Genomic DNA, 24,510 nt, shown 5'->3' with positions numbered 1-24,510 from the left:
AGCCGACGAAGCAATCCAGAGCCTCACAGCATCGCTCTGGATTGCCGCACCACCTCGGGTGGCTCGCAATGACGCAGTATTAGGAGAATACCCGTGCCCATCGACCTTACCAAGATCAAGGCAATCGACGTACACGTCCATGCCGAAGTATCATGTCACGATCCCGAAGATCCGGTGATGGGCAAGTTCTTCGATGCCGCCAGCGCCTATTTCAAGGCCCCGCGCGAACGGCCTAAGATGCCGGAAATCATTGATATCTATCGCGAACAGCAGATCGCCTTCTGCATGTTCACGGTTGATTGCGAAAGCGGCATCGGGGCCAAGCGCGTCTCGAACTACGAAATCGCCGAACTCGCCAACAAGAACGATGATATCTGCATTCCGTTTGCCTCGATTGATCCGCACAAGGGCAAGATGGGCGCGCGCGAAGCACGTGATCTGATCGAGAACCACGGCGTCAAAGGCTTCAAGTTCCATCACATCATGCAAAATATCGAACCGGGCAGCCAGATCGGCTATCCGATTTACGAAGTGATCAACGAATACAAACTGCCCGCCATCTTCCACACCGGCCATTCCGGCATGGGTACGGGCATGCGCGGCGGTGGCGGTGTCCGTCTGAAATATGGCCAGCCGATGCTGGTGGATGATGTCGCGGTGGATTTCCCCGACATGAAAATCATCCTTGCCCATCCGTCATGGCCATGGGTGGATGAAAGCCTGTCGATGGCACTGCACAAGGACAACGTTTTCATCGACTTGTCCGGCTGGTCACCAAAGTACTTCCAGCCGCAGATCATCCAGTACGCCAATACGCAGTTGCGCAAAAAGATGCTGTTCGGTTCCGACTTTCCGCTGATCCATCCGCAAAAGTGGCTCGATGCCGCGCGGCAAGTGGGTTTCAAGGATGAAATCCTGCCGGGCATCATGAAAGACAACGCTGCCCGCGTCCTTGGACTTGTCTGAACACGTGATCCCCGATCCGGTCGATATCCGTGCGTGGCAGCGCCTTGATGCTACTACCACCACGTCAGGCCGGATCGAGGACAAGGATGTGGCGCGCTTGGCGGCGCTGGGTGTTGCCCATGTCATCAACCTCGCGCTGGAAACCCATCCCGAAGCGCTTGAGGGTGAGGGTGAAAAGCTGCGCCAGCATGGTATCGCTTATACCCATATTCCGGTGCCGTTCGACGCGCCCACCGATGCACACTTTGCCGCATTCCGTGATGCCGTCGAAAGCGCCCAAGGCCCTGTCCATGTCCATTGCATCATGAACTGGCGCGTTTCGGCGTTCTTCTATCGCCTGAACCGCGACCATCGCGGCATGGCAGAAGCTGAAGCCCGCGCCCTCATGGAGCGCCAATGGTCACCCGATGGCGTTGACCGGCCTGAAGCAGACACTTGGGCCGATTTCATTGCACGGAAAATCCCATGACCGATCTGTCCGGCAAACACATCGTGATCACCGGCGCATCAACGGGCATTGGCCGCGCAAGCGCCACACGTTTCGTTGCAGCAGGTGCGACAGTTACCCTGATTGCGCGGCGGGCTGCACTATTGGAGCAAGCCGCGTCCGAGCTGGGCGGTGCCACTGCATGGGCCGTTGCCGACGTGGCCAACAAGGAACAACTTTTTGCAGCGCTTGATAATGCCGCAGCCTCCAATGGCCCGATTGACGGGCTGTTTTTGAATGCAGGCATCGGCGGCATGTTTGCGCCGATTGAGGACTATACCGACGAGGCCTTCGATGCGGTCATGGGCGTCAATGTCAAAGGCGTTTTTTGGGCAATCCAGCATGTTCTGCCGGCCATGAAGCAACGCCGCACCGGTTCAATCCTGATTACAGGCAGTTTGGCGAGCGAGCGCGGCATGCCGATGAACGCCGCTTATGTGGCCAGTAAACACGCAGCGCTTGGCCTGGCACGGGCGGTCGCCAATGAGGTGGCGGAGTTTGGCGTGCGCTGCAACTGTGTGCTGCCGGGCCTGATTGACACGCCCATGCTTGATGGTCTTCCACCAGAAGCAGCAGTGCAAATGGCCAAGGCCGTGCCGCAAGGGCGCACGGGCCAGCCCGAAGAACTTGCCGAAGTTGCCGCATTCCTGCTGTCCGATGCCGCCAGCCATGTGACCGCACAAGGTTGGGCGGTCGATGGTGGCATGCTCGGCACGATGCGGATCTGACATATCAATGCGCCAAAGCGCGCGAAGGGGAGGGCGTCATGGCCTTGAAGTATTATCATGCCGAACCGTTGGCGAATTCGCTCAAATCGATGGTCCCGCTCAAGGAAAAGGGCCTCGAATACGAAAGCGTCTATGTTGATCTGCACAAGTTTGAACAGCATTCGGACTGGTTCACCGCCATCAATCCCGAAGGCCAGGTTCCGGTGCTCGATCATGACGGCGCGATCATCACCCACACCACGGTCATCAACGAATACCTTGAAGACGCATTTCCCGATGCCCAGCCTGCCGATGCGCCGCTGCGCCCGCGCGACCCGCTGGGCGCGGCGCGGATGCGCTATTGGAACAAGTTCATTGACGAGCACGTGATGAACCATGTCTCGATGCATGGCTGGCACCGCATGGTCGGCGTGATCGCGCGAAATATCGCAAACGGGGAATTCGAGAAGCTGCTTGAAAGTATCCCGCTGCCCGATCAACGCAAGAAATGGGCGACTGCACGCTCCGGCTTTTCCGAGGCGGATCTTGCCAATGCCACCGCCAAAATCGAATATGCAGTAGACAAGATCGAAGCGCAATTGGGCCAGACAATATGGATTGCGGGCGACACTTACACACTGGCTGACATCAATTTTTATTCGCATTGTGGGGCTATGGTGGAGCGTATGTTTCCCGAAATGGAAATTGCGCGCCGTGCGCCCCGCTTGTGCGAATGGCGTGATCGGGTGATGGCACGGCCAGCCGTGGCTGAAGCGCTAAAGGGCGAAGACCGGACATTGCCGGGCCTGCGGGTCTGGTCAGGAGAAGTGCGCTAATGGCAGGTTTCGTTCTTATCCACGGGTCATGGCATGGTGGCTGGTGTTTTGATCCGGTGGCACAATTGCTGCGGGATCGCGGCCACACGGTCGTGGCACCAACGCTTCCCGGCATGGGAGGGACGGCGGATGAAATGGCCGCGGTCACGCTTGATGGATGGGGCGATTTTGCTGCGCAGCATTGCCGCGATCTGAAGCAGCAATTGAACGGCGCGCCTGTCGTTCTCGCAGGCCATTCGCGCGGCGGTCTGGTGATTTCAACCGCCGCCGAAGCTGATCCGCAAGCGATGGACGCGCTTGTCTATATCTGCGCCATGATGTTGCCTTCGGGCATGAGCCGCGCGCAATTCAAGGAACTGGAAGGCCCGAACCCCGCGTTCGATGGCATCATCAGCAAAGTCCACGGCGGCATCGCCACTGTTATCGACACAACCAACGCTGCCGAGGTTTTTGCGCAAATTTCCCCGCCCGAACTGGTTGCCGCAGTCCTCCCGCGCCTCTTGGCCGAACCCCACGCACCCCGCTCGCAAAAGCTGCATTTGACGCCCGAACGCTGGGGCCGTCTTCCGCGTACGTATGTCGAATGCACCCTCGATCGCACCATCCCCATCGACAGCCAGCGCCAGATGCAACGCTATTCCCCCGGCGCAAAGGTCGCTACTTTGGAAGCCGATCACAGCCCGTATCTGTCAAAGCCGGTTGAACTGGCCGATGCGCTAGAGGCTGCAATCCCGGCCTGAATCCAACCCCGTTCGTGTCGAGCGAAGTCGAGACACCTCAACACCGCGTTCGCCTGCGCTCGACACGAACGGATTAGGGGAGGGTTAATCCCCGAAGAAATTCAGCTCCAGCAACACGTTATTCGGATCAGCCGTGAATATCTGGCGAAGGCCAATCGCCTCGACCGTGTTGGTCTGGCAATCAAGGCCCAGCGCACCAATCCGCGCCATCATATCATCATACCCGCTGCAATTCAGCGCAACATGGTGGATTGCGCCAGTCAGTGAACCCGGCTCAACCGCGCGGTCATAAGTGCGCGGGCAATCCACTGCGTTGATGTGGATGATCGCGCGGCCTGCGCCATCAAACATCCACTGTGCGTTTTGCGGGGTCAGCGGCGGCGGCCCATCGCGGCGTTCCAGCCCCAACAACGCCTGATAGAACTGCGCGGTTTCATCAAGCTTGTCCGTGATGATGTTTACATGGTCCAAGGCATTGACGGTCATGGCATTTCTCCCGAACCGCAAGCGGCGGCATAAGCATAATGCCCCTGCCGCCGCCTGTCCTCAACTCTTGAAAACAACCGTCTTGGTGCCATTCACCAGCGCGCGGTCTTCCAGATGCAGCCGCACGGCTTCGGCCAGAACGCGGCGCTCCACATCGCGGCCCTTGCGCACCAGATCTTCGGGGCTGTCGGCATGCGTCACTGCTTCCACATCCTGATGGATGATCGGGCCTTCATCAAGGTCCGTCGTTACGTAGTGCCCCGTCGCGCCGATCATCTTCACCCCGCGCGCGTGTGCCTGATGATAGGGCTTTGCCCCCTTGAAGCTGGGCAAAAACGAATGGTGGATGTTGATGCAACGGCCCGAAAGGAACGTCGTCAGATCATCCGACAAGATTTGCATGTACCGCGCCAGCACGACCAGTTCTGCGCCGGTTTCGGTCACGATGCGCTTCACCTCGGCCTCTTGTTGCGGCTTGGTGTCCTTGGTGATTGGCAGGTGATAATAGGGAATGTCGCCAATTAGCGAGATGTTCAGCGCTTCCTTGGGGTGGTTGCCCAGAATCGCCACAATATCCATCGGCAATTCGCCAATGCGCGTGCGATAGAGCAAGTCGCCCAAGCAGTGATCAAACTTGCTGACCATCAGGATAACCTTGCGGTTCACCGATGTGTCGCGAATGTTCCACCGCATGGCGTATTGTTCGGCAATAGGGGCAAACGAAGTGCGAAATGCTGCAACGTCCAAATCGCCCGGATTGAACACCACGCGCATGAAGAACTGGCCGCTTTGCGGATCGTCAAATTGCTGCGCCTCGCTAATGTTGCCGCCAGCCTCAAAGAGGTTGCTGGTGACGCGCGCAACGATGCCCGGCTTGTCCTCGCACGATAGCGTCAAAATCAACGAAGCGCTCATGAACTTTCTCCCATTTGGTGCGCCTCATAGGGCGCAACATTTGCCATTGCGAATCTCACGTGAACTTGTATGTGTTGCATACAAATTATTCAACCAGCCATTTTTCGTCGGGAGAATTAGTGATGGCCGCAAAAAACCTTGAAGAGGTAATCAATCAGAATGGCAACGTGGTGGACATGCTGCGCAACTCGCAGCTTGGCGCTTACGTCTATCCGGTCGTAGCACCGGAATTTTCAAACTGGCGCAGCGAACAGTGGGCATGGCAGCACAGCGCCGTCCTGTTCGACCAGTCGCACCACATGGTGAACCTTTATATTCGTGGCAAGGATGCGGCCAAGCTGCTGTCCGACACGATGATCAACAGCTCGAAGGGCTGGTCGGTCAACAAGGCCAAGCAGTACGTTCCCACCACGCCCTATGGCCACGTCATCGGCGATGGCATCATCTTCTGGGAAGAAGAAGAAAGCTTCACTTACGTCGGCCGCGCGCCTGCTTCCAACTGGCTGCGCTACCACGCTGCAACCGGCGGCTACGATTGCGAAATCGAACTGGATGACCGTTCGCCCATGCGTCCGATGGGCAAGCCCGTCACGCGCAAGGAATGGCGCTTCCAGATCCAGGGGCCAAACGCCTGGGCCGTGATCGAAAAGCTGCACGGGGGCCCGCTGGAACAGCTCAAGTTCTTCAACATGTCCACGATGAACATCGCTGGCAAGACCGTGCGCACGCTGCGCCACGGCATGTCGGGCGCACCGGGCCTTGAAATCTGGGGTCCATATGCTGAACAGGAAGAAATCCGCGCCGCCATTCTGGAAGCGGGCAAGGAATTCGGCCTGATCGCTTGCGGCAGCCGCGCCTATCCTTCGAACACGCTGGAATCGGGCTGGATTCCATCGCCACTGCCCGCCATCTACACCGGCGAAAAGCTCAAGGGCTTTCGCGAATGGCTGGCGGCTGATAGCTATGAAGCCACCGGCTCCATCGGCGGCTCGTTCGTATCTGAAAACATCGAAGACTATTACCTCAACCCATGGGAACTGGGCTACGGCAACTTCGTGAAGTTCGACCACGATTTCCATGGCCGTGAAGCCTTGGAAGCCCTGAACCCTGCCGAACAGCGCAAGAAGGTGACGCTCGCTTGGCATCCTGAAGACATGGCCAAGATCATGGCTTCGATGTTCAACCCCGATGGCGAAGCGTACAAGTTCTTCGACGTTCCGCTCGCGAACTATGCCTCGTCGAACTACGACCGCGTCGTCGATGCAGGTGGCAAGACCGTTGGCCTCTCGATGTTCACCGGCTTTTCCTACAACGAAAAGCAGGCACTTTCGCTGGCCACGATCGATCCGGAAATCCCGTTCGGCACTGAACTCCACGTTGTGTGGGGCGAAGAAAACGGTGGAACCCGCAAGACCACGGTAGAGCCGCACAAGCAGCTCAACGTTCGCGTGATCGTCTCGCCGGTTCCTTACAGCCGCGTCGCCCGTGAAGCATACGCCGAAGGCTGGCGCACCGCCCGCTAAGCGGCACTTCCCCCCTCCCCATCAGGGGAGGGGCCGGGGGTGGGGGCTCTCCGGCAGCACAGCGTTTCAACCAAAGCCCCCAACCTAACCCCTCTGCTTAACACGAGGGGCTCTCTGGAGAGAGGATCCCGACCATGGCCACACCGGTAATTCACCCGAATTGGGACAAGGAGCCCGCCGGGATCACAGACGGTTTCTCGCTTGAGATGACCGCGAAGGACGAAGCATCCCTGCGCGATGCCGCTCCGCTCATTCCCGCTGAGACGCCCGTTGCGGTCACGTTCCTTCCCGGAGAAGACGTTGCCGCCCGCGTCGCCGCCACGGTTGCCGTGCGCGAACTCGGCTTCGAACCAATGCCCCATTTCTCCGCCCGCCGCATCACGTCCGAAGATGATTTCGAAGGCTACCTGCGCGCCGTGGTCGAAAAGGCCGGCGTCGAACGCTGCTTCATCGTCGCAGGTGATCCGCCCGAACCGGTCGGTCCCTATTTCGACACCTCCGCCCTGATTGCCACCGGCGCGTTCGAACGCGCCGGCATCAAGGCCATCGGCATCGGTGGCCATCCTGAAGGCCATCCCAACATGACCACGGCGGAATGCTGGGCCGTGCTCGAAAAGAAAGTGGCAGACATCACCGCGCGCGGCATGGCCCCGTTGATCGTCACCCAGTTCGGCTTTGATCCCGACGCTTTCCTTGCATGGCTGAAAGAATTGCGCGCACGCGGCATTGATGCGCCGGTGCGCATCGGTGTACCCGGACCTGCCGGAATCAAACGCCTGCTGTCTTTCGCCGCCCGCTGCGGCGTTGGCGCGTCCACATCGGTCCTCAAAAAGTACGGCATCTCGGTCACGAACCTGCTCGGCAGCGCCGGGCCAGACAAGCTGGTTGATGCCTTCGCCAAGGGCCTCGGCCCCGAACATGGCCGTGTGCGCTTGCATTTCTACCCGTTCGGCGGTCTTACCAAAACGCTGGAATGGCTGCACGCTTATAACAAGAAGCACGGCATCGGCGCATGACGGATTACGTTCTCGTCCACGGTGCATGGTGTGGCAGTTGGGTTTGGGCGCGGCATGAAGCTGAACTGGCAGCAGCCGGGCATCGCGTCGTAAACGCCAACCTCACCGGTCTTGGCAACCGCGTGGGCGAATTTCATCCGGGCATAACGCTCACCACGATAATCGATGATGTCTGCGCACAAATTGCAGCAGCAGGCCTCGATCACTTCGTACTGGCGGGCCATTCGTGGGGCGGCATGGTCATCACCGGCCTTGCTGCAAGGCTGGGCGCGCGCATTGATGCCATCGTCTATGTCGATGCCTTCGTGCCGCAAGATGGCCAGTCGCTGTGGGATCTGACCGGCGATTTTGAACACAATCATTATGTCGATAGCCAGAAGTTCCACCCCGGTGCGGTCGCCCCGCTGCCCGGTTTGGCATCCCCGATGCTGACGCCGCATCCGCTGTTGACCTTGTTGGAAGCCGTGCGCCTGACCGGCGAAGAGGTCAAAATCCCCCGCAGCATCTATGTCTTCGCCAACGATTGGCAGCCCACGCCCTTCGCCCAATTCAGCCGTGCCCTGAAGAACGATCCCGCGTGGGAATATCACGAAGCCAAATGCGGCCACTTCATCATGGCCGATCAGCCCGAACAACTCATGGAAATCCTGCTAAGCTGCGCTTGATTACACGGCCCGACCTGCGTCAGGTTAACCCGTCAACGTCAACGTCATCCCAACCCGCTATCGTTAGCCCAACCCACCCATCGTCATCCCCGCGCAGGCGGGGATCCAGCGCACAACGCCACCCCCGATTCCCGCCATCGCGCGAGTGACGAAGCAAAATGGTGCAGATACTGACCCGTCCTTCAAAACCCGCTCATCTCAAGCTGGTCGAAGGATGACGCGCAACCCTACCCCTGCGCCGCCAAGCTTTGCATGCGCTTCAAATACCGCGCCAGCACATCAATTTCCAGGTTCACCTTGTGGCCCGGCGACAGCATACCAATCGTCGTTACGTGCGCGGTGTGCGGAATGATGTTCAACATGAAATGGCACGCCCCGTCAGGCTGGTCTGCTACGTCATTCACCGTCAACGATACGCCGTTCAAGGTTATTGAACCCTTGGCCGCAATATAGGGCGCGAGTTCCTTTGGCGCGGCAATCACAAAGCGCAACGATCCGCCTTCGGGCATGATGCTGACAACTTCACCCACCGCATCGACATGGCCGGTCACAATATGTCCGCCCAACTCGTCGCCCAGCTTCAACGCCGGTTCAAGGTTCAGCGGCGCACCCACTACCCACTGCTGCGGGGCCGTGCAGTTGATCGTCTCGCCCGAAACGTCCACCGCAAACCAGCCCTCACCAGCAATGCCACCTTTATCCACTACGGTCAGGCACACACCCGAACAGGCGATGGATGCGCCGATGGCAATTTTGTCAGGGTCCATCGCGCACGAGATCGTGATGTGGCGATCACCCTTGTCCTCAATAGCGAGGATGTTGCCAACTTCGGTGACGATCCCGGTGAACATTGCAAATCTCCTTTAGCGGATGCGTTCGTAGACGTCGCAAACGTCGCTGCCAAGCGTCCGCCGGTCCATCATGCACCAACGCCCATGTGCATTGGCCAACCCGTCCAAACCGATATCGCCGATGCACGGCAGACCAGCGCCCACGATGATCGGTGCGCGATAGATCAGCAATCGGTCCACCATATCCGCCGCGATGAAACTGGCCGCCGTCTGCGCGCCACCCTCCACGAACAAATATTGCGCCTGCCCGAACGCACCGGGCGCAGTAATGTCGGTCACCGCATTCCAGCCATCGGGTACAGGTCGCTGCGTCAAAACCATGCGTTGCGGGCTGCGCCCTTCAAGCCCCGCCAATCGCACGTCAAGCTGCGGACTATCAGCGCGCAAAGTGCCACCGCCCACCAGTATCGCATCGGCCCGCGCCCGTTCAACATGGCAATGCGCGCGCGCCTCCGGTCCCGTAATCCACCGGCTCGATCCATCGGCCAGCGCAATCTTGCCATCCACAGACATCGCCAGTTTCAGCGTGATGTGGGGACGTCCCATATTGGTCAGAATAAGGTATCCCGCCAGCGATGCCCGCGCCGCAGGGCAGGGCAGCACTTCTGCCAAAACCCCCGCCGCCCGCAGTGCCGCAATCCCGCTGCCCGCCGTACGCGGATCAGGGTCTTCCACGCCGATCACCACGCGGGCAAGGCCGCTGCCCAAGACCAGCGATGTGCAAGAGGGGCCGCGCGCGCTGTCATGGGCACATGGCTCCAGCGTAACATACAGCGTGCCCCCGCGCGCAGCATCGCCCGCCATCGCCAGTGCTTCGGCCTCGGCATGTGGCCTTCCGCCCGCCCGCGTCCATCCGCGCCCGATCACGATGCCATCTTTGACAATCACCGCGCCCACCGCCGGGTTCGGACGGCTGAGCGGTCGCCCGCGCGCCGCCACTGCCGCAGCCGCCTCGAGCCAGCGCAGATCGTCGGCGCGGGTCATGGCGCTTTGGCCAGCCCCGCCTTCTTTGCTTCATCGAATACCGGATTGTCTATCAAATGCTTGTCGAGGATCGCCTCGCGCTCCGCCTCAAGCTTTGCCTTCTCTGCGGCGCGCTCGGCCTTGCCCTCGGCATAGGCCTTGGCCGTATCGACGCCGGTCGCATCGCCAACCGCTCTATACATCTGGCGCATCCTTTCCTGCCGCGCCTCTTCCTCGGCTTCCTCGGCCCGCACTTTGGCGGTGGCGGCAAAGTTTTCTGCAAGGATTTCAGCGTCCGTGCGGCCCTCGATCAGGCTTGGGAAATAGATCACCTTGGGCGGATCCGGCAGACCGCGCCCGCCCTCGCTCCCCAGCGCGACAAAAATGGTGCCGGTGATGATCGTGGCCAGCACAAGCGCGATCACGCGATAGTCGCTTGGCGTGCCCAGCACTTGCCAAAAGTCGATAACCGCGCGGCGCGGCGACACATTGCGGAAAAACGATTTCATGGGAGCCTAAATAGGACGTGTGCGCCGCTTATGCCAGCCATCAACCGAACGGCGCATAAAGCGAACGTCCATGCCGCTTCAGCCAACGGTTGGCCGCACCCACATCGCCTTCGAACAGCGTATCGAGATGCGCGTGGAAAGCAGGGCTGTGATCGAAATGCGCCATGTGCGCCACTTCATGCGCTACGACGGAGCGGCGCACGAAATCCGGAGCCATGATCAACCGCCAGTTGATCCGGATCGATCCATCCGACGCGCAACTGCCCCAGCGCCGTTGCGCCCGTGAAAGGGACAAACGCGGCACATCATGCCCCGTTTTTGCACAATAGTGCGCCAAATCGACACCAAAGTGCCACATCGCCTCGCTCTCAAGCCAGCGCTGCAAACGGCGGCTCAAAGACTCCTGCGGACCGCCGATAATCACCTGCCCATCGTCGATCACAGGCTTGCGCCGAGCCGCCTCGGCCCATTGAATTACCAGCGTTTCCCCTCTGAAATTCAACGATGCACCGGGAGCAATGTGCCGTGCTTCGGGAAGGTTTGCCAACTGCCCCGCCAGCCAGTCTGCCCGGTCCCGCGCAAAGGCTTCGGCATCACCCACGCGGCACCACGCCGGAATGGAAACGCGCGCCTCGCTGCCATCGGGCGCAAGCCGTAATGTCATCCGCCGGGCATGGCCTAACTTCTTGATAACAAGCGGCAATTCTCGCTCACCCACCACGATTACGCGGGGCGCAACTTTGCGCGGTGCCGGTGTCTCCTTGGCCCGCGTATCTGCGCGGCGCAGCCAATCAAGCACCGGTTTTGCCTTTGTTATCAAAGTAATCCGCCGGAACAACATGCTCCTCTAGCGGCCCCGAAACCGTCTCGCTAATCGCCTTGCCGCGCACGGATTGCCCCGCCGCATGCACCGCCTCGCGGTCGCCGCAAATCAGGTAATGCCAATCGGGCAGGGGATCACCATCCGCGCGCAGACGATAGGCGCAAGTATCTGGCAGCCATGGCAAATCCCGCGCCAGCTTGGGCGTCAGCCGCAGGCAATCGGGCACATAGACGCGGCGATGCTTGTAATCGCTGCAACGCCCGGTTTTCAAATCCAGCAGGCGGCAAGAAACGTTGGTGTGATAAACCTCGCCGGTAAGATCATCTTCCAACTTGTGCAGGCAGCACTTGCCGCACCCGTCGCACAGGGCTTCCCACTGTTCGCGGTTGAGAGTCTCGATCGGACGTTTCCAGAACTCGTCTGCGCTCATCGCGTTGTTAATGCACCCATTTTGCAAGTTCAGCCGCCACGGCCTTTGCATCCTTCTCGGCAGGCAACAAGGCAATCGGCTCACCCTTCGGCCCCATCAGATAGGCAGCACGGCTGTGGTCCATAAGGTAATCCCTGGGTGCTCCTCCATCACGTTTGCCAAAAAACACCGCCCACTGCTTGGCCACGGTCGCAATCTGTTCGGGTGATCCGGTGAGTCCGATCACCGAGGGCCCGAAGTTTGCGGCATATTTCCCCACAACTTCAGGTGTATCGCGCGCAGGATCAATCGTGATGAAGATCGGCTGTACCTTTGCCGCAGCTTCGGCATGATCCTTGGCAAAAAGCTTCAGCCCTTGCGCGATGTTCTGCAAATCCAGCGGGCAAACGTCTGGGCAAAACGTGTAGCCGAAATAGACGATGCGATATTTTCCGTTGAAATCAGCATAACGGACAGGCTTGCCGTCCTTGCCCGTCAACGTGAAATCGCCACCAATGGCCGCGCCTTCCAGCGGCGGGCTCTCGCTCGGCGCACCCCCGCCACATGCAGAAAGCGCGAAAGTGCAGGTTGCCGCAAGGGCTGTGAAAAGGGATCGGAGTTTGTGGGCCATAGCGTGGCGGTTCATGCTCTGCTAACCGTGTGCTTGCAAGAGGCTAGTCCGTCTTGTCCAACAGGGCATGGGCTTGCAACAGGAGGAATTGATGCTGTCGATCATGCGCAGGCCACTGGCCATTCTGGCGGTCTTGCTTGCCGCTGCGATATCTATCCCTGCGCAGGCCCAGTTTTCCGACAGTTACAAGTTCCTTGAAGCCGTCCGCAAGAAGGAAGGCGATAAGGTGACCGAGGCTTTGAACGAGCCCGGTACCCAGATTATCAACACCAAAGATTACACCACCGGACAATCTGCGCTGCACATCGTGGTAGCGCGTCGTGATCTCGTGTGGATTCAATTCCTTATCGCCAAGGGCGCGAACGTGAACGTGCGTGATAACAAGGGCATGTCGCCTCTGGTCCAGGCTTGCGAGCTTGGCTTTATCGAAGGCGTTGATGAACTGATCAAATCTGGCGCGCGGGTGGAAGATGCCAACAACACCGGTGAAACCCCGCTGATCAGCGCCGTTCACCGCCGCGATCTGGCGCTGGTTCGCCTGTTGATCAAAGCGGGTGCGAATCCTGACAGGCCTGACAATTCAGGCCGGTCCGCGCGCGATTATGCAGAACTTGAAGGCAAAAACAGCGCCGTGTTCGGCGAAATCGAACGCGCTTCGAAAGAGGCAAAGGGCGCTGGACCTAAGAAGACCTACGGCCCCTCCTTCTGATTTTGGCACATTGATATGACTGATGATCAAAGCCTTGATGCGCTTCGCCTCCGTCTCGCTCCTGCCATCGCCGAAGCGGCGGTGTTTGATGGCTGGACCGATGCCGCCGTTGCGGCTGCTGCTGCGGCAGAAGGGGTTGATCCCGCCCTCGCCAGGTTTGCCTTTGATGGCGGTGCTATGGCGATGATCACCGCATGGATTGCGCGGATCGATGCCGATATGGCTGAACAACTGCCGCAAGTGCAGCTTTCCAACCTGCCGATCCGTGAACGTATCCGCCGTCTTGTGCAATTCCGGCTTGATGCGCAGCTTGGCAAGGAAGAAGCGCTGCGCCGCGCCATGGCGATCATGGCCATGCCGCAAAACGTGGCCGTGGCAGCACGCCTTGGCTGGTCCAGCGCCGACAAGATGTGGCGGCTGGCAGGCGATACCGCCACTGATTACAACCACTATACCAAGCGCCTGACTTTGGGCGCTATTTATGCTGCCACGCTCTCGGTTTTTGCCAGCGATAGCAGCGATGACCACGCCGATGCCCGGGCTTTCCTTGATCGCCGGATTGATGGCGTGATGAAGTTTGAAAAAGCGAAGGCCAAGTGGACCAAGCGGAGCGATGAAGAGACGTTCTCGTTCACGCGGCTGCTCGGGCGGTTGCGCTACCCTGCTGCGTGAAAAAGGGTTTCGCGCAGGGACGCCGAGGATGCGGAGGGCGCAAAGGGGTAGCGCTTGCGGCAGGACCGCCTTTCGACCGTCACTTGGGGTAAGTACGACGGCTGCCGAAGTGTAGGGGCTTATCAGCCCAAAGCAACATCCCCGCGCTCTCTACTTCCTCTGCGTCTCTGCGCGAAACACTCTTCATTTTTGATCTAGCGCAATTCTATTGCGAATGACTTGCAAAGTCCCCCGCGCTATGGCAGCGCAAGGGCGTGACACTTGATCAACTCCCCCTTGGCACGCCCGCGCGAATCGCGTCTGTTGACTGGTCTGCGCTGGTTGCTGAAGAAGCGCAGCGATTGCAGGCACTTGGCCTTGATGCAGGTGCGCGGGTGACGCTTGCCTATCGCGGGGTGTTCGCAGGGCGTGATCCATTGGCGGTGGAAATTGGCCGCATGACGGTTGCGCTGCGTCGCGTGCATGCCCGCGCCATGATTGTTGAGCCTATTATCGAATCGGCCCGCGCATGAGCCGTATGCCAATTGTCGCAGCCCTTGTTGGCAACCCCAATGCAGGCAAAAGCGCGCTTTTCAATGCGTTGACTGGCGCGCGCCAGAAGATTGCCAATTACCCTGGCGTCACCGTTGAGCGCAAAGCTGGCCGGTTGATTTTGCCAACGGGCGAACCGGTGGAACTGGTTGATCTGCCCGGATCCTATGGTTTGGGTTCCACCAGCCCGGATGAAGAAGTGACCCGCAAGGTCATCATGGGGGAACAGACCGGCCAGGCCCAGCCCGATGTGATCGTGCTGGTGCTCGATAGCTCGAACCTCGAACAGCATCTGGTTTTTGCGCAGGAAGTGATCGAACTTGGCCGCCCTACCGTGGTGGCACTCAACATGGTCGATCTGGCAGAGCGCGATGGTTTGGTGATTGATCCGGCCGCGCTGGAAACCGCGTTGGGTGTGCCGGTTTTCGCCACAGTCGCCGTGCGCCGTCGGGGGCTGGCTGAACTTACCGCTGCGATTGGCGAGGCACGCGACCGCGCACAGGCCCACGAAGCCAATCCGCGCCCGCACGTCACTCTGCCCGAACGGCGCATGCTGGCACACGAAATTGCCAATGCAGCGATCATTTCGGAAACGGCCAAGCACCGCATCCATGCCAGGCTGGATAAGGCGCTGTTGCACCCGTGGGCCGGGCCGCCGATCCTGTTTGCGCTGCTGTTTGTGGTGTTTCAGGCGGTGTTTACATGGGCTACGCCCTTTGCCGATGGCTTGGAAGCGGTTGTTGGAGGCCTTGGCGATGCGGTGAAGGCCACGCTTCCCGACAGTCTGTTTCGTGATCTGATCACCGACGGGATCATCGCGGGCGTCGGATCGGTCGTGGTGTTCCTTCCGCAAATCGTGATCCTGTTCTTCTTCATCCTGACGATGGAGGCCACGGGTTATATGGCGCGCGCGGCCTTCCTGATGGACCGTATGATGGCCGGCGTTGGCCTATCGGGCCGCAGCTTCATCCCGCTGCTATCCAGCTTTGCCTGCGCCATTCCCGGCATCATGGCCACGCGTTCCATCACCGATCCCAAAGACCGGCTGACCACGATCCTGATCGCGCCGATGATGACCTGTTCGGCGCGGCTTCCGGTCTATGCGGTGATCATCGCCGCGTTCATTCCCAATAATAAGGTCGGCCCCGGCATCGGCCTGCAAGGATTGGTGCTGTTCGCGCTTTATGTCGCCGGGATTGTCGGCGCGATGCTGGTCGCGCTGGTCCTGCGCCGCTCGGTAACCAAGGGCGCGGCATCGGGCTTCATCATGGAACTGCCCAAGTATCAGCTGCCCACGGTCAAGGACCTGGCCATCGGCCTGTGGCAGCGCGCGTGGATTTTCCTGCGCCGTGCAGGGACGATGATCTTTACCGTCACCATCGCGCTGTGGATTTTGCTCAACTTCCCGCGCGCCGAACCGGGGCAGGACCAGATCAACGCCTCGGTCGCCGGAACGCTCGCCAACGGTCTTGCCGTCGTACTCGAACCCATCGGTTTCAACCGCGACATGAGCCTTGCGATCATCCCTGCCATGGCCGCGCGTGAAGTGGCGGTCAGCTCGCTAGCCACCACATATGCGGTTAGTGCCAGCGATGATGAGGACGCGCAGGCCATGGCGCTGGGCGATCAATTGAAGTCGCGTTGGACCTTGTCGATGGCGCTGTCGTTCCTCGCGTGGTTCGTATTTGCGCCGCAGTGCCTTTCGACTATCGCGGTTGCGCGGCGGGAAACCAATGGCTGGAAGTGGCCCGCGTTCATGCTCGCGTACCTGTTCGCGCTGGCTTACCTCGCGTCGTTCGCCACATTCTGGACCGCGACCGCTTTGGGGCTGGGGTAGCGCGCTCTGCCCTGTGGGAAATACGGTCGCCTGACTCGCGCCACCCCGCACCGATGCGCTAGGCAAGCGGTCAAATTCAAAGGGACATGATTCGATGGCAGGCAGCGTCAACAAGGTCATCATCGTTGGCAATTTGGGCCAGGACCCAGAGGTCAAGAGCTTCCAGAACGGCGGGCGCATTTGCAATCTGCGCATCGCCACCAGCGAAAGCTGGAAGGACAAGGCCACCGGTGAAAAGAAAGAGCGCACCGAATGGCACACGGTCGTGCTCCAGTCCGATGGGCTTGTCGGCGTGGCGGAACGCTATCTGAAAAAGGGCAGCAAGGTCTATATCGAAGGCAGCCTGCGCACGCGCAAGTGGCAGGACCAGAGCGGCAATGACCGTTACAATACGGAAATCACGGTCGGCATGGGCGGCGGCGTGCTGACCATGCTTGATGGGGCGCCCGGTGCAGGCGGCGGTGGCGGTGGTGGCCGTTCAGGCGGCTACAACGAAGGCGGATCTTCGGGCGGTGGTTCGCGCGGCGGCAGTGGTGGCGGCTGGAATCAAGGCGGCGGCGGCGGGTCATCAGGCGGCTTTGGCGGCAGCGGCGCGCCCGCAGGCGGCGGCTTCGGCGATGATCTGGACGATGACATCCCGTTCTGATGAAAACTTCCCCCTCCCGTTTACGGGAGGGGCTGGGGGAGGGCCTGTCAATTCAGCCGCTCAAGTTCCCCGCGTATCCCCGTACAAATGGATATGCAGGCGGTCGGTGAAGCGCCAACCGCGCTCAAGCGCCTCTTCGGCCAACCAGCGTGACCGTTCGCGCAACACGCCGCTGGCCGTTCCCTCTGGCATGACGAAAAGATGATCCGCTGCAATGCCATAACGGTGTTGCAGGCTGTCGATCTCGGCCAGGTCTGCCGGTGTTGATACCACGAATTTGAACCAGGCGCGCGGGTCCGTCGCCCACGCTCCCAGCCGCTCCGGGATCAGTGCAAGATCAGCCGCATTGCCTGAATGCGCCAGCTTGGGGCTGACGTTGTACTGGTCAATCAGGCCATCAAGCGAAGGGTGCGGCGCAACCGTCCCGTTGGTTTCCACCTCGATGTGCAGCGTTGGGCGCGCGTCTTTCAACAGTACAACCAGTTTCGCCAAAGCCGCGCCTTGTAACAGCGGTTCGCCCCCGGTGATGACCAACCGGTCTTCTGAATGGGCAAGGATCAGCGCGGCAATGTCGGCCTCGTCCAGCGAAAGTTGATTGTCCTCTCGCTCGAACGCCACTTCATCGCGGTGTGGGCGGTTATCGCCGCTGAAACGCCACGTATAGGCCGTATCGCACCATCTGCACGCCAGATTGCAGCGCGACAGCCGCACAAAGATCGATGGTCGGCCCATCGATGGCCCTTCGCCTTGGAGCGACGAAAAAATCTCCGGCTCACCGGGGTTTACGGTGGCAAGTGTTAGCACAGCAAGGCCCGTTCGTGTCGAGCGTAGTCAAGACACAGGGCGCTAGGTGTCTCGACTACGCTCGACACGAACAGGACCTTTCCCATTACCCCAACCGCTTTAACGCTGCGGCCAGACGCTCGGCCTCGGCGGCGTGCATGGCATGATCCGCGCGGGCCTTTTCAACCGCTTCGGGCTTGGCTTTTTCCACGAAAGAGGCGTTCGAAAGCCGCCCTTCGAGGGACTTGGCTTCCTTCTGTGAAACCGCCAGCGCCTTTTCCAGACGTGCCTTTTCGGCCGCGATGTCGATCACGCCTTCAAGCGGGACGATCAGGTTCGCGTCGCCTGCACCGATCTGCATGGCCGCGCCCGCAGGTGCGACTTCAAAGCGGATGGCCGTCAAGCGGGCGAGGCGCTCGATCACAGCGGGGTTAGCGTCGATGATAGCCCGTGTGGCGGGCGAAGGGTCAGGCAAGTACGCCTCCAGCCGCGCGCCCGGCGCAATGCCCAGTTCGTTCTTGGCGGTGCGCAGGGCTGAAACCAGCGCGATCAGCCATTCCACCTCGCGCTTGGCCGCTGCATCAACCGCTGCGTCTGGCGCGGGCCATGCGGCTACGATCAATTCGCCCTCACGATCCCCCAGCGCATGCCACAATTCTTCGGTGACGAACGGCATGAACGGGTGGAGCATGACGAGGATCTGGTCGAGTACCCAACCGGCGACTGCCTTGGTTTCGTCGTCGAAATTGCCTTTCACCAGTTCGATGTACCAATCGCAGAACTGGTCCCAGACGAAGTGGTAGACGGTGTTGGCCGCCGCATCGAAGCGCAGATCGGCCATCGCCTGATCGAGCGTAGCCAGCGTTTCCACCACCTCGCCGATGATCCACTTGTTCACCGCGCTGGTGGCAGCAGGCGCGGCAACCGATGTGCTGCCGGTGATGCCATTGCTCTGGCAGAACCGCGCGGCGTTCCACAGCTTCGTTGCGAAGTTGCGATAGCCCTCGACGCGGCGCTCATCCATCTTCACGTCGCGGCCCTGGCTTTCCATCGCGCACATAAAAAAGCGCAGCGCATCAGCGCCGTATTTGTCGATCAGCAGCAGCGGATCAACCACGTTGCCTTTGGACTTCGACATCTTCGCGCCATCGGCTGCGCGGACAAGACCGTGCAGGTAAAGCTTCTTCCACGGCACTTCCTTCATGAAGTGCAGGCCCTGCATGGCCATGCGCGCATCCCAGAAGAACAGGATGTCAAAGCCCGAAACGAGCAGGTCGTTGGGGTAGTGCTTCTTGAGCAGCGGCGCGTCAGCGTCTGGCCAGCCAAGCGTGGCGAAGGGCCAAAGGGCGGAGGAAAACCATGTGTCGAGGACGTCTTCCTCTCTATAGAGGTGAATTTTATCACGATGCAGTAGGTCGTCGGAAATTCCACTGGTTAGAGCAGAGTCCCACTCTAGATAAGCTTCCATCGTGTCGTGGATGAATAGGTCGGCCTCGGGTTGGTCGTAGTATTCCCGGACCTTTTTAAGCAGGTGGCTTTCGTCCTCAGCGACGAAGGCAACTTCTTCAAGTGACAATTCGAGTTCAGATTTTCCGACATCATTCGGTCCATCCGGTTTGATTTTTTGCCCATACCAAGCGGGGATTCGATGGCCCCACCACAATTGCCGTGAGACGCACCAAGGCTGAATGTTTTCCATCCAGTTGAAGAAGGTCTTTTCCCACGTCTTGGGCACTATCTCGATGGCGCCCGAACGCACCGCTTCCATCGGCGCTTTTGAGAGTTCAGCGGCATCGACGTACCACTGGTCGGTCAGCCACGGTTCAATCACCACGCCGCCACGGTCGCCAAACGGCGTCTGGATGGTACGGGGCTCGCAGTCGGCCGCGATTTCGTTGCCTTCTTTGTCCTTGGTCACGTGCGGGATCAGGAAGCCTGCTTCCTTCATCCGTTCGACGACAAGCTTGCGCGCATCGAACCGATCCAGCCCTAGGAACTCGGGGGGGACCAGCCCATCCTCGGTCTGCACGACCTTCGCTTCGGCATCGAACATGTTGAGCATGTCGGCGGCCTTGATTCCGGCGCGTTTGCCCACTTCAAAGTCGTTAAAGTCATGCCCCGGCGTGATCTTCACCGCGCCGCTGCCCAGTTCCGGATCGGCATGTTCATCGGCCACAATGCGGAAGCGGCGGCCTGTCAAAGGCTGGAGGATTTCCTTGCCGATGACAGACTTGTAGCGCGCATCATCGGGATGCACGGCAACGCACATGTCGGCCAGCATCGTTTCAGGCCGCGTCGTGGCAACCTCGATATAGTCCAGCCCATCATCGCGAATCACGCCGTCAGCCAGCGGGTATTTGAAGTGCCAGAAGCCGCCCTGCGTCTCGCGGGTTTCCACTTCAAGGTCCGAAATCGCGGTTTTCAGCTTGGGGTCCCAATTGACCAGACGCTTGTCGCGATAGATCAGGCCCTGCTTGTGCAGTTCCACGAACACCTTGACCACAGCCTTGGTGAAGTGCGGGTCCATCGTGAACTGCTCGCGGCTCCAGTCCATCGAGCAGCCCAGACGGCGCAACTGGCCGGTGATCGTCCCGCCGGACTCCGCCTTCCACTCCCAGACTTTGTCGATGAACTGATCGCGCGTGTAGTTTGAGCGCTTGTCGCCCTTGGTCTCCATCTGGCGTTCGACCACCATTTGCGTGGCAATCCCGGCGTGGTCCATGCCAACCACCCACAGGGCATCCTTGCCGCGCAACCGCTCATATCGGATCATCACGTCTTGCAGCGTGTTATCCAGCGCGTGGCCGATGTGGAGGCTGCCGGTCACGTTCGGCGGCGGGTTTACGATGGTATAGGGTGCCGCGTCAGGCCGCTCGGGGCGGAACAGGTTGTTCTGCTCCCAGTGGGCATACCACTTGGCCTCAAGGCCTGCTGGCTCAAAAGTCTTGGCGAGTTCTGCGGGATTTTGTGCGCTCATGGGGCCGCGCCTTGCCATTGCACAGGCCGCGCTGCAAGCATGCAAGCGGCCATAATCCGGAACCTTTGCCGAAGTTCCCGCGTTACGGCGTATGTGTTGCACTTGTCGCCCCGCCAGAATTACCGCATGAAGCGCACAACATGCGGGCACTGACCGACTTTCAACTTACGCCCGGGTCCGGGGACCAAGGGGCTGTGCTCGCTTTTAGCGGGCCTATGACTGTGTCGTCGCTCGGGCCGACTGACCGAAACTTGCGCGATTTCGATGATTCCTTGACGAAGATCGATGTTTCTGCTGTCACGGTGATGGATACGGTCGGCGCGTGGACGGTCTGGCGCTTGTCCCGCGATACCGGCGCCGAGATCATAGGCTGCAAAGCCGGGCCGCAAAAACTGATCGACGCCATCAGCAAAGCCGATTCCAACGCGCATTCGATCCGCGCACCGCGTTTGCCCTTGTTCCAGCGCGTTCCCGAACATGTCGGCGATGTGATGATCGGGCTGGGCCGGGGTTTCCTTCAGGTCATCGGCTTTCTGGGCCAGATCATATTATCGGTCGGCACTTTGGCGCGGCACCCGTCGCGGTTCCGGATCAAGGCGCTGGTCCACCAGATGGAATTGGTCGGCGTCAATTCGCTGGCGATCATCGGTTTGATGAGCTTCCTTGTCGGCATCGTCATTGCGCAGCAAGGCGCGGTCCAGTTGCGGCAATTCGGGGCCGAGATTTATACGGTCAACCTTGTCGGCCGCCTGACCTTGCGTGAATTGGGTGTGCTAATGACGGCGATCATGGTCGCGGGGCGTTCAGGCTCGGCCTTTGCCGCACAGCTTGGTACGATGAAATTGACCGAAGAGGTCGATGCCATGCGCACCATTGGCGTCTCGCCCATGGAAGCGCTGGTCGTGCCGCGCATTCTGGCAACGATGATCATGATGCCGTTGCTCGGCTTTTATTCAGCGTTCCTTGGCATTGTGGGTGGCGCGTTCTTGTCCACGGCCACGCTGGGCATTCCGTTCTTCACATTCCTTGCGCGCATTCAGGAAGTCGTGCCCCTGCACGATGTGTGGGTGGGCCTTACCAAAGCGCCGGTGTTCGGCCTGATTGTAGCTTTGGCCGGGTGTTATCAGGGCATGCAGGTGAAGAACAATGCCGAGGAAGTCGGCGCCCGCACGACGGCTGCGGTAGTCATGGCGATCTTTACGGTGATCGTGCTTGATGCATTTTTCGCCATCTTCTTTACCGAAATCGGGTGGGGCTGATGGCGCAAGCTGAAACCATTACTCCGGTCGCAGCGGACTTGCCCGAAATGGCCGCAGCGTTTGAGGGCGAATTCCCCATCCGTGTGCGCGGTATCCGCAATGTGTTTGGCGAACACGTCATTCACGATGGTCTTGATCTGGACGTCCGCAAGGGTGAGATCATTGGGGTGGTCGGGGGATCGGGTACGGGTAAATCGGTGCTGATGCGCACGATCATCGGCCTGCAAACACCCGAATCGGGTGATGTGGAGGTGCTTGGCCAATCCATCACCGATGCGCGTGACGATGCCGATATCGATATCCGCAGCCGTTGGGGCGTGCTGTTCCAAGGCGGGGCGCTATTCTCTACGCTGACCGTAGCCGAAAATGTCGAAGTGCCGTTGCGCGAATTCTATCCTGAAATCAGCAACGAATTGCGTCATGAAATTGCGCGATACAAAGTGCTACTTTCAGGCCTGCCAGCCGAGGCAACGAGCAAGTATCCGTCCGAACTTTCAGGCGGCATGCGCAAACGCGCCGGACTGGCGCGGGCCTTGTCGCTTGATCCCGAACTGCTGTTTCTGGATGAACCGACGGCGGGGCTTGATCCTATTGGCGCGGCGGCGTTCGACCAGTTGATCATGCAATTGCAGCAGACGCTGGGCCTTACCGTGTTCCTGATCACGCATGATCTTGATACTTTGTACGAGATTTGCGACCGGGTGGCAGTGATTGCCGACCGTAAAGTGATTGCGGTGGGCACCATTCCTGAATTGCTGGCGCTCGATCATCCGTGGATTCAGGAATACTTCAACGGCCCGCGCGGGCGGGCAGCACAAGATTCGCAGGCGCGGCATGATGCTGTGCGCGCCGATGTGGAGGGACAGAACGCTCCACCGCAAAATTCGCCAGCAACGGGCGAGGCATAAGGACAGGCCATGGAAACGCGGGCAAACCACATCTGGGTCGGTCTGGTCACTCTGGCATTGCTGGGCGCAGCCGCCATGCTGACCATCTGGATCGCGCGCCTCAATCAGGGCGAGTTGAACGAGTACGACATTTTCTTCAAGCAATCAGTCGATGGCCTTGCCAAAGGGTCTGAGGTGTCATTTTCGGGTGTGCCGTTTGGCCAGGTGAAAGACATCGAATTGTGGGAGCGCGATCCCGAATTCGTGCGCGTGCGCATTGCGGTTGATCGCAAAGTTCCGATCCTGCAGGGCACCACCGCCAGCTTGCAAGGCAGCTTCACCGGCGTTTCCACCATCCAGCTTTCGGGCGCACACAAGGGCGCCCCGCCAATCGAGTGCCCCGAACAGAACACGCGCGCGACATGCCCTGAAGGCGTTCCCGTGATCCCGACCAAGCGTTCCGGCCTTGGCGAGATTCTGTCAAACGCGCCGCTGCTGCTGGAGCGTCTGGCCACGCTGACTGAACGGTTGACGATGGTGCTTTCGGACAAGAACCAGAAGTCGTTCGAGAACATCCTGACCAACACGGACCGGTTGAGCGGCAATCTGGCAGAGGCCTCGCCTGACATCAAACGGACACTGGCCGAATTGCAAGCCACTCTGCGGCAAGCCAATTATTCGTTGGCAAGCTTTGAAAAGCTGACGAATTCTGCCGATGCGATGATCAATGATGAAGGCAACGGCATTGCCAAGCAATTGCGCCAGACGCTGAAATCCGCAGAAGGCGCGGCCAACGAGCTGCAAGCGACATTGGGCGAAGCGCGCCCCGCCGCCCGCCAATTGAACGAGCGCACCTTGCCTGCTGCAGAAGCTGCCATTCGTGATCTGCAAGCGACCACCAAGTCGCTGCGCGAGGTGACGGACCGTATCAATAATGATGGCATTGGCGGAATTGTCGGTGGCCCCAAACTGCCTGATTACAAGAACTAAGGAGGCGAGACGCATGTACGCCAAAACCCTGATTATGTTGGGCCTGTCTGCCGCGCTGGCAGGCTGCGTCAGCTTCGGTGCCAAAACGCCCGACACTTTGCTTTCGCTGCGCCCGACCAACGGACCTGCCGCCGGTGCCACCGCGAGCGGGACTGCGGAAACGGCTTTGATTGTGCTGGAACCGTCAGTCGATGCGCGGCTTGGCGTCACCCGCGTGCCCGTGCAGATTGACGATGCCAACGTGGCCTATCTGAAAGAGGCGATGTGGGTTGAACGTCCCTCGCGGCTTTTCCAGCGACTGCTGGCCGAAACGATCCGCGCCAAGGGCGCGCGTCTTGTGATCGAAAATGATCCGGGTTTCAGCGGCCCGCAGCTTTCTGGGCGCTTGCTGGACATGGGTTATGATGTGCGCACCGGCTCAGTCGTGGTGCGCTATGATGCGGTGAAACAAGCTGGCGGCAATATCGAAACCCGCCGCTTTGAAAGCGTGGTGCCGGTTACAGCGGCCGACGCAAAGTATGTCGGCCCGGCCTTGAACGAGGCTGCCAATGTGGTGGCGCAAGCTGTTGCGGATTGGGTGGGCTGAAAATTGCTCTAGGCTCAGGACTCATTGCGGCAGCCAGAAGATGACGATTGCGGCGATGCAGATAGCGGACATGAATGTGTGGGCGCAGCGGTCGTAGCGTGTGTGG

General features: G+C 59.8%; 27 protein-coding genes and 1 pseudogene. 17 read left to right on the top strand and 11 right to left on the bottom strand.

The window, feature by feature from the left end; genetic code table 11:
- Positions 1–93: 93 nt before the first annotated feature.
- The 5 genes from B7Y89_RS08575 to B7Y89_RS08555 are packed head-to-tail and all read left to right on the top strand — an operon-like array spanning position 94 to position 3,736.
- On the top strand, positions 94–966 hold the full coding sequence (locus B7Y89_RS08575) for an amidohydrolase family protein (RefSeq protein ID WP_292937612.1): 873 nt from the start codon (positions 94–96) through the stop codon (positions 964–966).
- Positions 953–1,435 carry a protein tyrosine phosphatase family protein gene (locus B7Y89_RS08570; protein WP_292937610.1) on the top strand — a complete coding sequence of 161 codons (483 nt, stop codon included), beginning with the start codon at positions 953–955 and terminating at the stop codon, positions 1,433–1,435. Before B7Y89_RS08575 ends, B7Y89_RS08570 begins: the two co-directional genes overlap by 14 nt.
- Complete coding sequence (locus B7Y89_RS08565) at positions 1,432–2,181, top strand: SDR family NAD(P)-dependent oxidoreductase (RefSeq protein ID WP_292937609.1); 750 nt, start codon at positions 1,432–1,434, stop codon at positions 2,179–2,181. Before B7Y89_RS08570 ends, B7Y89_RS08565 begins: the two co-directional genes overlap by 4 nt.
- Before the next feature lie 38 nt (positions 2,182–2,219).
- Positions 2,220–2,996, top strand: a complete 777-nt coding sequence (locus B7Y89_RS08560) for a glutathione S-transferase family protein (RefSeq protein WP_292937608.1) — start codon at positions 2,220–2,222, stop codon at positions 2,994–2,996.
- Positions 2,996–3,736 carry an alpha/beta fold hydrolase gene (locus tag B7Y89_RS08555; protein ID WP_292937606.1) on the top strand — a complete coding sequence of 247 codons (741 nt, stop codon included), beginning with the start codon at positions 2,996–2,998 and terminating at the stop codon, positions 3,734–3,736. The genes B7Y89_RS08560 and B7Y89_RS08555 overlap by 1 nt, the downstream gene beginning before the upstream one ends.
- Before the next feature lie 84 nt (positions 3,737–3,820).
- Here B7Y89_RS08555 and B7Y89_RS08550 read toward each other — a convergent pair whose 3' ends face one another.
- Positions 3,821–4,222: a VOC family protein gene (locus B7Y89_RS08550; protein ID WP_292937604.1), complete on the bottom strand. Its 402-nt coding sequence runs from the start codon at positions 4,220–4,222 to the stop codon at positions 3,821–3,823.
- A gap of 60 nt (positions 4,223–4,282) precedes the next feature.
- Positions 4,283–5,137, bottom strand: a complete 855-nt coding sequence (purU, locus tag B7Y89_RS08545) for a formyltetrahydrofolate deformylase (protein ID WP_292937602.1) — start codon at positions 5,135–5,137, stop codon at positions 4,283–4,285.
- A gap of 122 nt (positions 5,138–5,259) precedes the next feature.
- On the opposite strand from purU, the gene B7Y89_RS08540 reads away from it, so the two are divergent.
- The 3 genes from B7Y89_RS08540 (at position 5,260) to B7Y89_RS08530 (ending at position 8,341) form a co-directional block, all read left to right on the top strand.
- Positions 5,260–6,660: an aminomethyl transferase family protein gene (locus tag B7Y89_RS08540; protein ID WP_292937600.1), complete on the top strand. Its 1,401-nt coding sequence runs from the start codon at positions 5,260–5,262 to the stop codon at positions 6,658–6,660.
- Between the two features lie 134 nt (positions 6,661–6,794).
- Complete coding sequence (locus B7Y89_RS08535) at positions 6,795–7,676, top strand: methylenetetrahydrofolate reductase (protein WP_292937599.1); 882 nt, start codon at positions 6,795–6,797, stop codon at positions 7,674–7,676.
- Positions 7,673–8,341, top strand: a complete 669-nt coding sequence (locus B7Y89_RS08530; protein WP_292937597.1) for an alpha/beta hydrolase — start codon at positions 7,673–7,675, stop codon at positions 8,339–8,341. Before B7Y89_RS08535 ends, B7Y89_RS08530 begins: the two co-directional genes overlap by 4 nt.
- Positions 8,342–8,568: 227 nt before the next feature.
- On the opposite strand, the gene B7Y89_RS08525 is transcribed toward B7Y89_RS08530, so the two are convergent.
- From B7Y89_RS08525 to B7Y89_RS08500, 6 genes are read right to left on the bottom strand one after another with little or no spacing between them, the layout of a single operon-like run.
- Positions 8,569–9,192 (bottom strand): riboflavin synthase, encoded by a 624-nt coding sequence (locus tag B7Y89_RS08525; RefSeq protein ID WP_292937595.1) that lies wholly within the window; start codon positions 9,190–9,192, stop codon positions 8,569–8,571.
- Positions 9,193–9,204: 12 nt separating this feature from the next.
- Entirely contained in the window at positions 9,205–10,176 is a 972-nt protein-coding gene (gene ribD, locus B7Y89_RS08520) for a bifunctional diaminohydroxyphosphoribosylaminopyrimidine deaminase/5-amino-6-(5-phosphoribosylamino)uracil reductase RibD (protein WP_292937593.1), read from the bottom strand.
- Positions 10,173–10,664: a hypothetical protein gene (locus B7Y89_RS08515; RefSeq protein ID WP_292937591.1), complete on the bottom strand. Its 492-nt coding sequence runs from the start codon at positions 10,662–10,664 to the stop codon at positions 10,173–10,175. Before B7Y89_RS08515 ends, ribD begins: the two co-directional genes overlap by 4 nt.
- A gap of 40 nt (positions 10,665–10,704) precedes the next feature.
- Positions 10,705–11,463, bottom strand: coding sequence for a SprT family zinc-dependent metalloprotease (locus B7Y89_RS08510; protein WP_292937590.1), 759 nt, complete (start codon positions 11,461–11,463; stop codon positions 10,705–10,707).
- Positions 11,456–11,917, bottom strand: a complete 462-nt coding sequence (locus B7Y89_RS08505; protein WP_292937589.1) for a YcgN family cysteine cluster protein — start codon at positions 11,915–11,917, stop codon at positions 11,456–11,458. Before B7Y89_RS08505 ends, B7Y89_RS08510 begins: the two co-directional genes overlap by 8 nt.
- Positions 11,918–11,924: 7 nt before the next feature.
- A complete protein-coding gene (locus B7Y89_RS08500) occupies positions 11,925–12,527 on the bottom strand; it encodes an SCO family protein (RefSeq protein ID WP_292937587.1) in 603 nt (200 codons plus the stop codon).
- A 67-nt stretch (positions 12,528–12,594) separates the two neighbouring features.
- Between B7Y89_RS08500 and B7Y89_RS08495 the strand changes: the two genes are divergently transcribed.
- The 5 genes from B7Y89_RS08495 to ssb all read left to right on the top strand — a co-directional run bounded on the left by B7Y89_RS08495 (position 12,595) and on the right by ssb (position 16,922).
- Entirely contained in the window at positions 12,595–13,236 is a 642-nt protein-coding gene (locus tag B7Y89_RS08495) for an ankyrin repeat domain-containing protein (RefSeq protein ID WP_292937585.1), read from the top strand.
- 15 nt (positions 13,237–13,251) lie between these two features.
- Complete coding sequence (locus B7Y89_RS08490; protein ID WP_292937583.1) at positions 13,252–13,908, top strand: COQ9 family protein; 657 nt, start codon at positions 13,252–13,254, stop codon at positions 13,906–13,908.
- Between the two features lie 254 nt (positions 13,909–14,162).
- Positions 14,163–14,420, top strand: coding sequence for a FeoA family protein (locus B7Y89_RS08485; RefSeq protein ID WP_292937581.1), 258 nt, complete (start codon positions 14,163–14,165; stop codon positions 14,418–14,420).
- Positions 14,417–16,276, top strand: coding sequence for a ferrous iron transporter B (locus B7Y89_RS08480; protein ID WP_292937579.1), 1,860 nt, complete (start codon positions 14,417–14,419; stop codon positions 16,274–16,276). Before B7Y89_RS08485 ends, B7Y89_RS08480 begins: the two co-directional genes overlap by 4 nt.
- Positions 16,277–16,370: 94 nt before the next feature.
- The gene (gene ssb, locus B7Y89_RS08475) at positions 16,371–16,922 is read left to right on the top strand and encodes a single-stranded DNA-binding protein (RefSeq protein ID WP_292937578.1); all 552 of its coding nucleotides are present in this window, start codon (positions 16,371–16,373) and stop codon (positions 16,920–16,922) included.
- Between the two features lie 60 nt (positions 16,923–16,982).
- Here the strand turns inward: ssb and B7Y89_RS08470 are convergent, their stop codons facing one another.
- Both B7Y89_RS08470 and B7Y89_RS08465 read right to left on the bottom strand, forming a co-directional pair.
- Positions 16,983–17,726, bottom strand: coding sequence for a 7-carboxy-7-deazaguanine synthase QueE (locus tag B7Y89_RS08470; protein ID WP_292937576.1), 744 nt, complete (start codon positions 17,724–17,726; stop codon positions 16,983–16,985).
- An 85-nt stretch (positions 17,727–17,811) separates the two neighbouring features.
- The gene (locus tag B7Y89_RS08465) at positions 17,812–20,682 is read right to left on the bottom strand and encodes a valine--tRNA ligase (protein ID WP_292937574.1); all 2,871 of its coding nucleotides are present in this window, start codon (positions 20,680–20,682) and stop codon (positions 17,812–17,814) included.
- Positions 20,683–20,822: 140 nt separating this feature from the next.
- Between B7Y89_RS08465 and B7Y89_RS08460 the strand changes: the two genes are divergently transcribed.
- From B7Y89_RS08460 to B7Y89_RS08445, 4 genes are read left to right on the top strand one after another with little or no spacing between them, the layout of a single operon-like run.
- The gene (locus tag B7Y89_RS08460; protein WP_292937572.1) at positions 20,823–21,941 is read left to right on the top strand and encodes an ABC transporter permease; all 1,119 of its coding nucleotides are present in this window, start codon (positions 20,823–20,825) and stop codon (positions 21,939–21,941) included.
- Entirely contained in the window at positions 21,941–22,849 is a 909-nt protein-coding gene (locus B7Y89_RS08455; RefSeq protein ID WP_292937570.1) for an ABC transporter ATP-binding protein, read from the top strand. The genes B7Y89_RS08460 and B7Y89_RS08455 overlap by 1 nt, the downstream gene beginning before the upstream one ends.
- A 9-nt stretch (positions 22,850–22,858) precedes the next feature.
- Complete coding sequence (locus B7Y89_RS08450; RefSeq protein ID WP_292937568.1) at positions 22,859–23,818, top strand: MlaD family protein; 960 nt, start codon at positions 22,859–22,861, stop codon at positions 23,816–23,818.
- 13 nt (positions 23,819–23,831) lie between these two features.
- The gene (locus tag B7Y89_RS08445; protein WP_292937566.1) at positions 23,832–24,404 is read left to right on the top strand and encodes an ABC-type transport auxiliary lipoprotein family protein; all 573 of its coding nucleotides are present in this window, start codon (positions 23,832–23,834) and stop codon (positions 24,402–24,404) included.
- 21 nt (positions 24,405–24,425) lie between these two features.
- Here the strand turns inward: B7Y89_RS08445 and B7Y89_RS08440 are convergent.
- Positions 24,426–24,510, bottom strand: a pseudogene (locus tag B7Y89_RS08440) (IS5/IS1182 family transposase); the annotation flags it as partial.

The organism is Novosphingobium sp. 32-60-15, assembly GCF_002280675.1.
In the GTDB taxonomy this organism is placed as follows: Bacteria; Pseudomonadota; Alphaproteobacteria; order Sphingomonadales; family Sphingomonadaceae; genus Novosphingobium.
Note: the sequence above shows the minus strand (reverse complement) of the source record. Positions and strands in the feature narration are given on the sequence as shown.

Coding starts and splice junctions, on each gene's coding strand:
- B7Y89_RS08565 (WP_292937609.1), top strand. CDS start 1,432: ATGACCGATCTGTCCGGCAAACACATCGTGATCACCGGCGCATCAACG.
- B7Y89_RS08560 (WP_292937608.1), top strand. CDS start 2,220: ATGGCCTTGAAGTATTATCATGCCGAACCGTTGGCGAATTCGCTCAAA.
- B7Y89_RS08555 (WP_292937606.1), top strand. CDS start 2,996: ATGGCAGGTTTCGTTCTTATCCACGGGTCATGGCATGGTGGCTGGTGT.
- B7Y89_RS08550 (WP_292937604.1), bottom strand. CDS start 4,222: ATGACCGTCAATGCCTTGGACCATGTAAACATCATCACGGACAAGCTT.
- purU (WP_292937602.1), bottom strand. CDS start 5,137: ATGAGCGCTTCGTTGATTTTGACGCTATCGTGCGAGGACAAGCCGGGC.
- B7Y89_RS08540 (WP_292937600.1), top strand. CDS start 5,260: ATGGCCGCAAAAAACCTTGAAGAGGTAATCAATCAGAATGGCAACGTG.
- B7Y89_RS08535 (WP_292937599.1), top strand. CDS start 6,795: ATGGCCACACCGGTAATTCACCCGAATTGGGACAAGGAGCCCGCCGGG.
- B7Y89_RS08530 (WP_292937597.1), top strand. CDS start 7,673: ATGACGGATTACGTTCTCGTCCACGGTGCATGGTGTGGCAGTTGGGTT.
- B7Y89_RS08525 (WP_292937595.1), bottom strand. CDS start 9,192: ATGTTCACCGGGATCGTCACCGAAGTTGGCAACATCCTCGCTATTGAG.
- ribD (WP_292937593.1), bottom strand. CDS start 10,176: ATGACCCGCGCCGACGATCTGCGCTGGCTCGAGGCGGCTGCGGCAGTG.
- B7Y89_RS08515 (WP_292937591.1), bottom strand. CDS start 10,664: ATGAAATCGTTTTTCCGCAATGTGTCGCCGCGCCGCGCGGTTATCGAC.
- B7Y89_RS08505 (WP_292937589.1), bottom strand. CDS start 11,917: ATGAGCGCAGACGAGTTCTGGAAACGTCCGATCGAGACTCTCAACCGC.
- B7Y89_RS08500 (WP_292937587.1), bottom strand. CDS start 12,527: ATGGCCCACAAACTCCGATCCCTTTTCACAGCCCTTGCGGCAACCTGC.
- B7Y89_RS08495 (WP_292937585.1), top strand. CDS start 12,595: ATGGGCTTGCAACAGGAGGAATTGATGCTGTCGATCATGCGCAGGCCA.
- B7Y89_RS08490 (WP_292937583.1), top strand. CDS start 13,252: ATGACTGATGATCAAAGCCTTGATGCGCTTCGCCTCCGTCTCGCTCCT.
- B7Y89_RS08480 (WP_292937579.1), top strand. CDS start 14,417: ATGAGCCGTATGCCAATTGTCGCAGCCCTTGTTGGCAACCCCAATGCA.
- ssb (WP_292937578.1), top strand. CDS start 16,371: ATGGCAGGCAGCGTCAACAAGGTCATCATCGTTGGCAATTTGGGCCAG.
- B7Y89_RS08465 (WP_292937574.1), bottom strand. CDS start 20,682: ATGAGCGCACAAAATCCCGCAGAACTCGCCAAGACTTTTGAGCCAGCA.
- B7Y89_RS08460 (WP_292937572.1), top strand. CDS start 20,823: ATGCGGGCACTGACCGACTTTCAACTTACGCCCGGGTCCGGGGACCAA.
- B7Y89_RS08455 (WP_292937570.1), top strand. CDS start 21,941: ATGGCGCAAGCTGAAACCATTACTCCGGTCGCAGCGGACTTGCCCGAA.
- B7Y89_RS08450 (WP_292937568.1), top strand. CDS start 22,859: ATGGAAACGCGGGCAAACCACATCTGGGTCGGTCTGGTCACTCTGGCA.
- B7Y89_RS08445 (WP_292937566.1), top strand. CDS start 23,832: ATGTACGCCAAAACCCTGATTATGTTGGGCCTGTCTGCCGCGCTGGCA.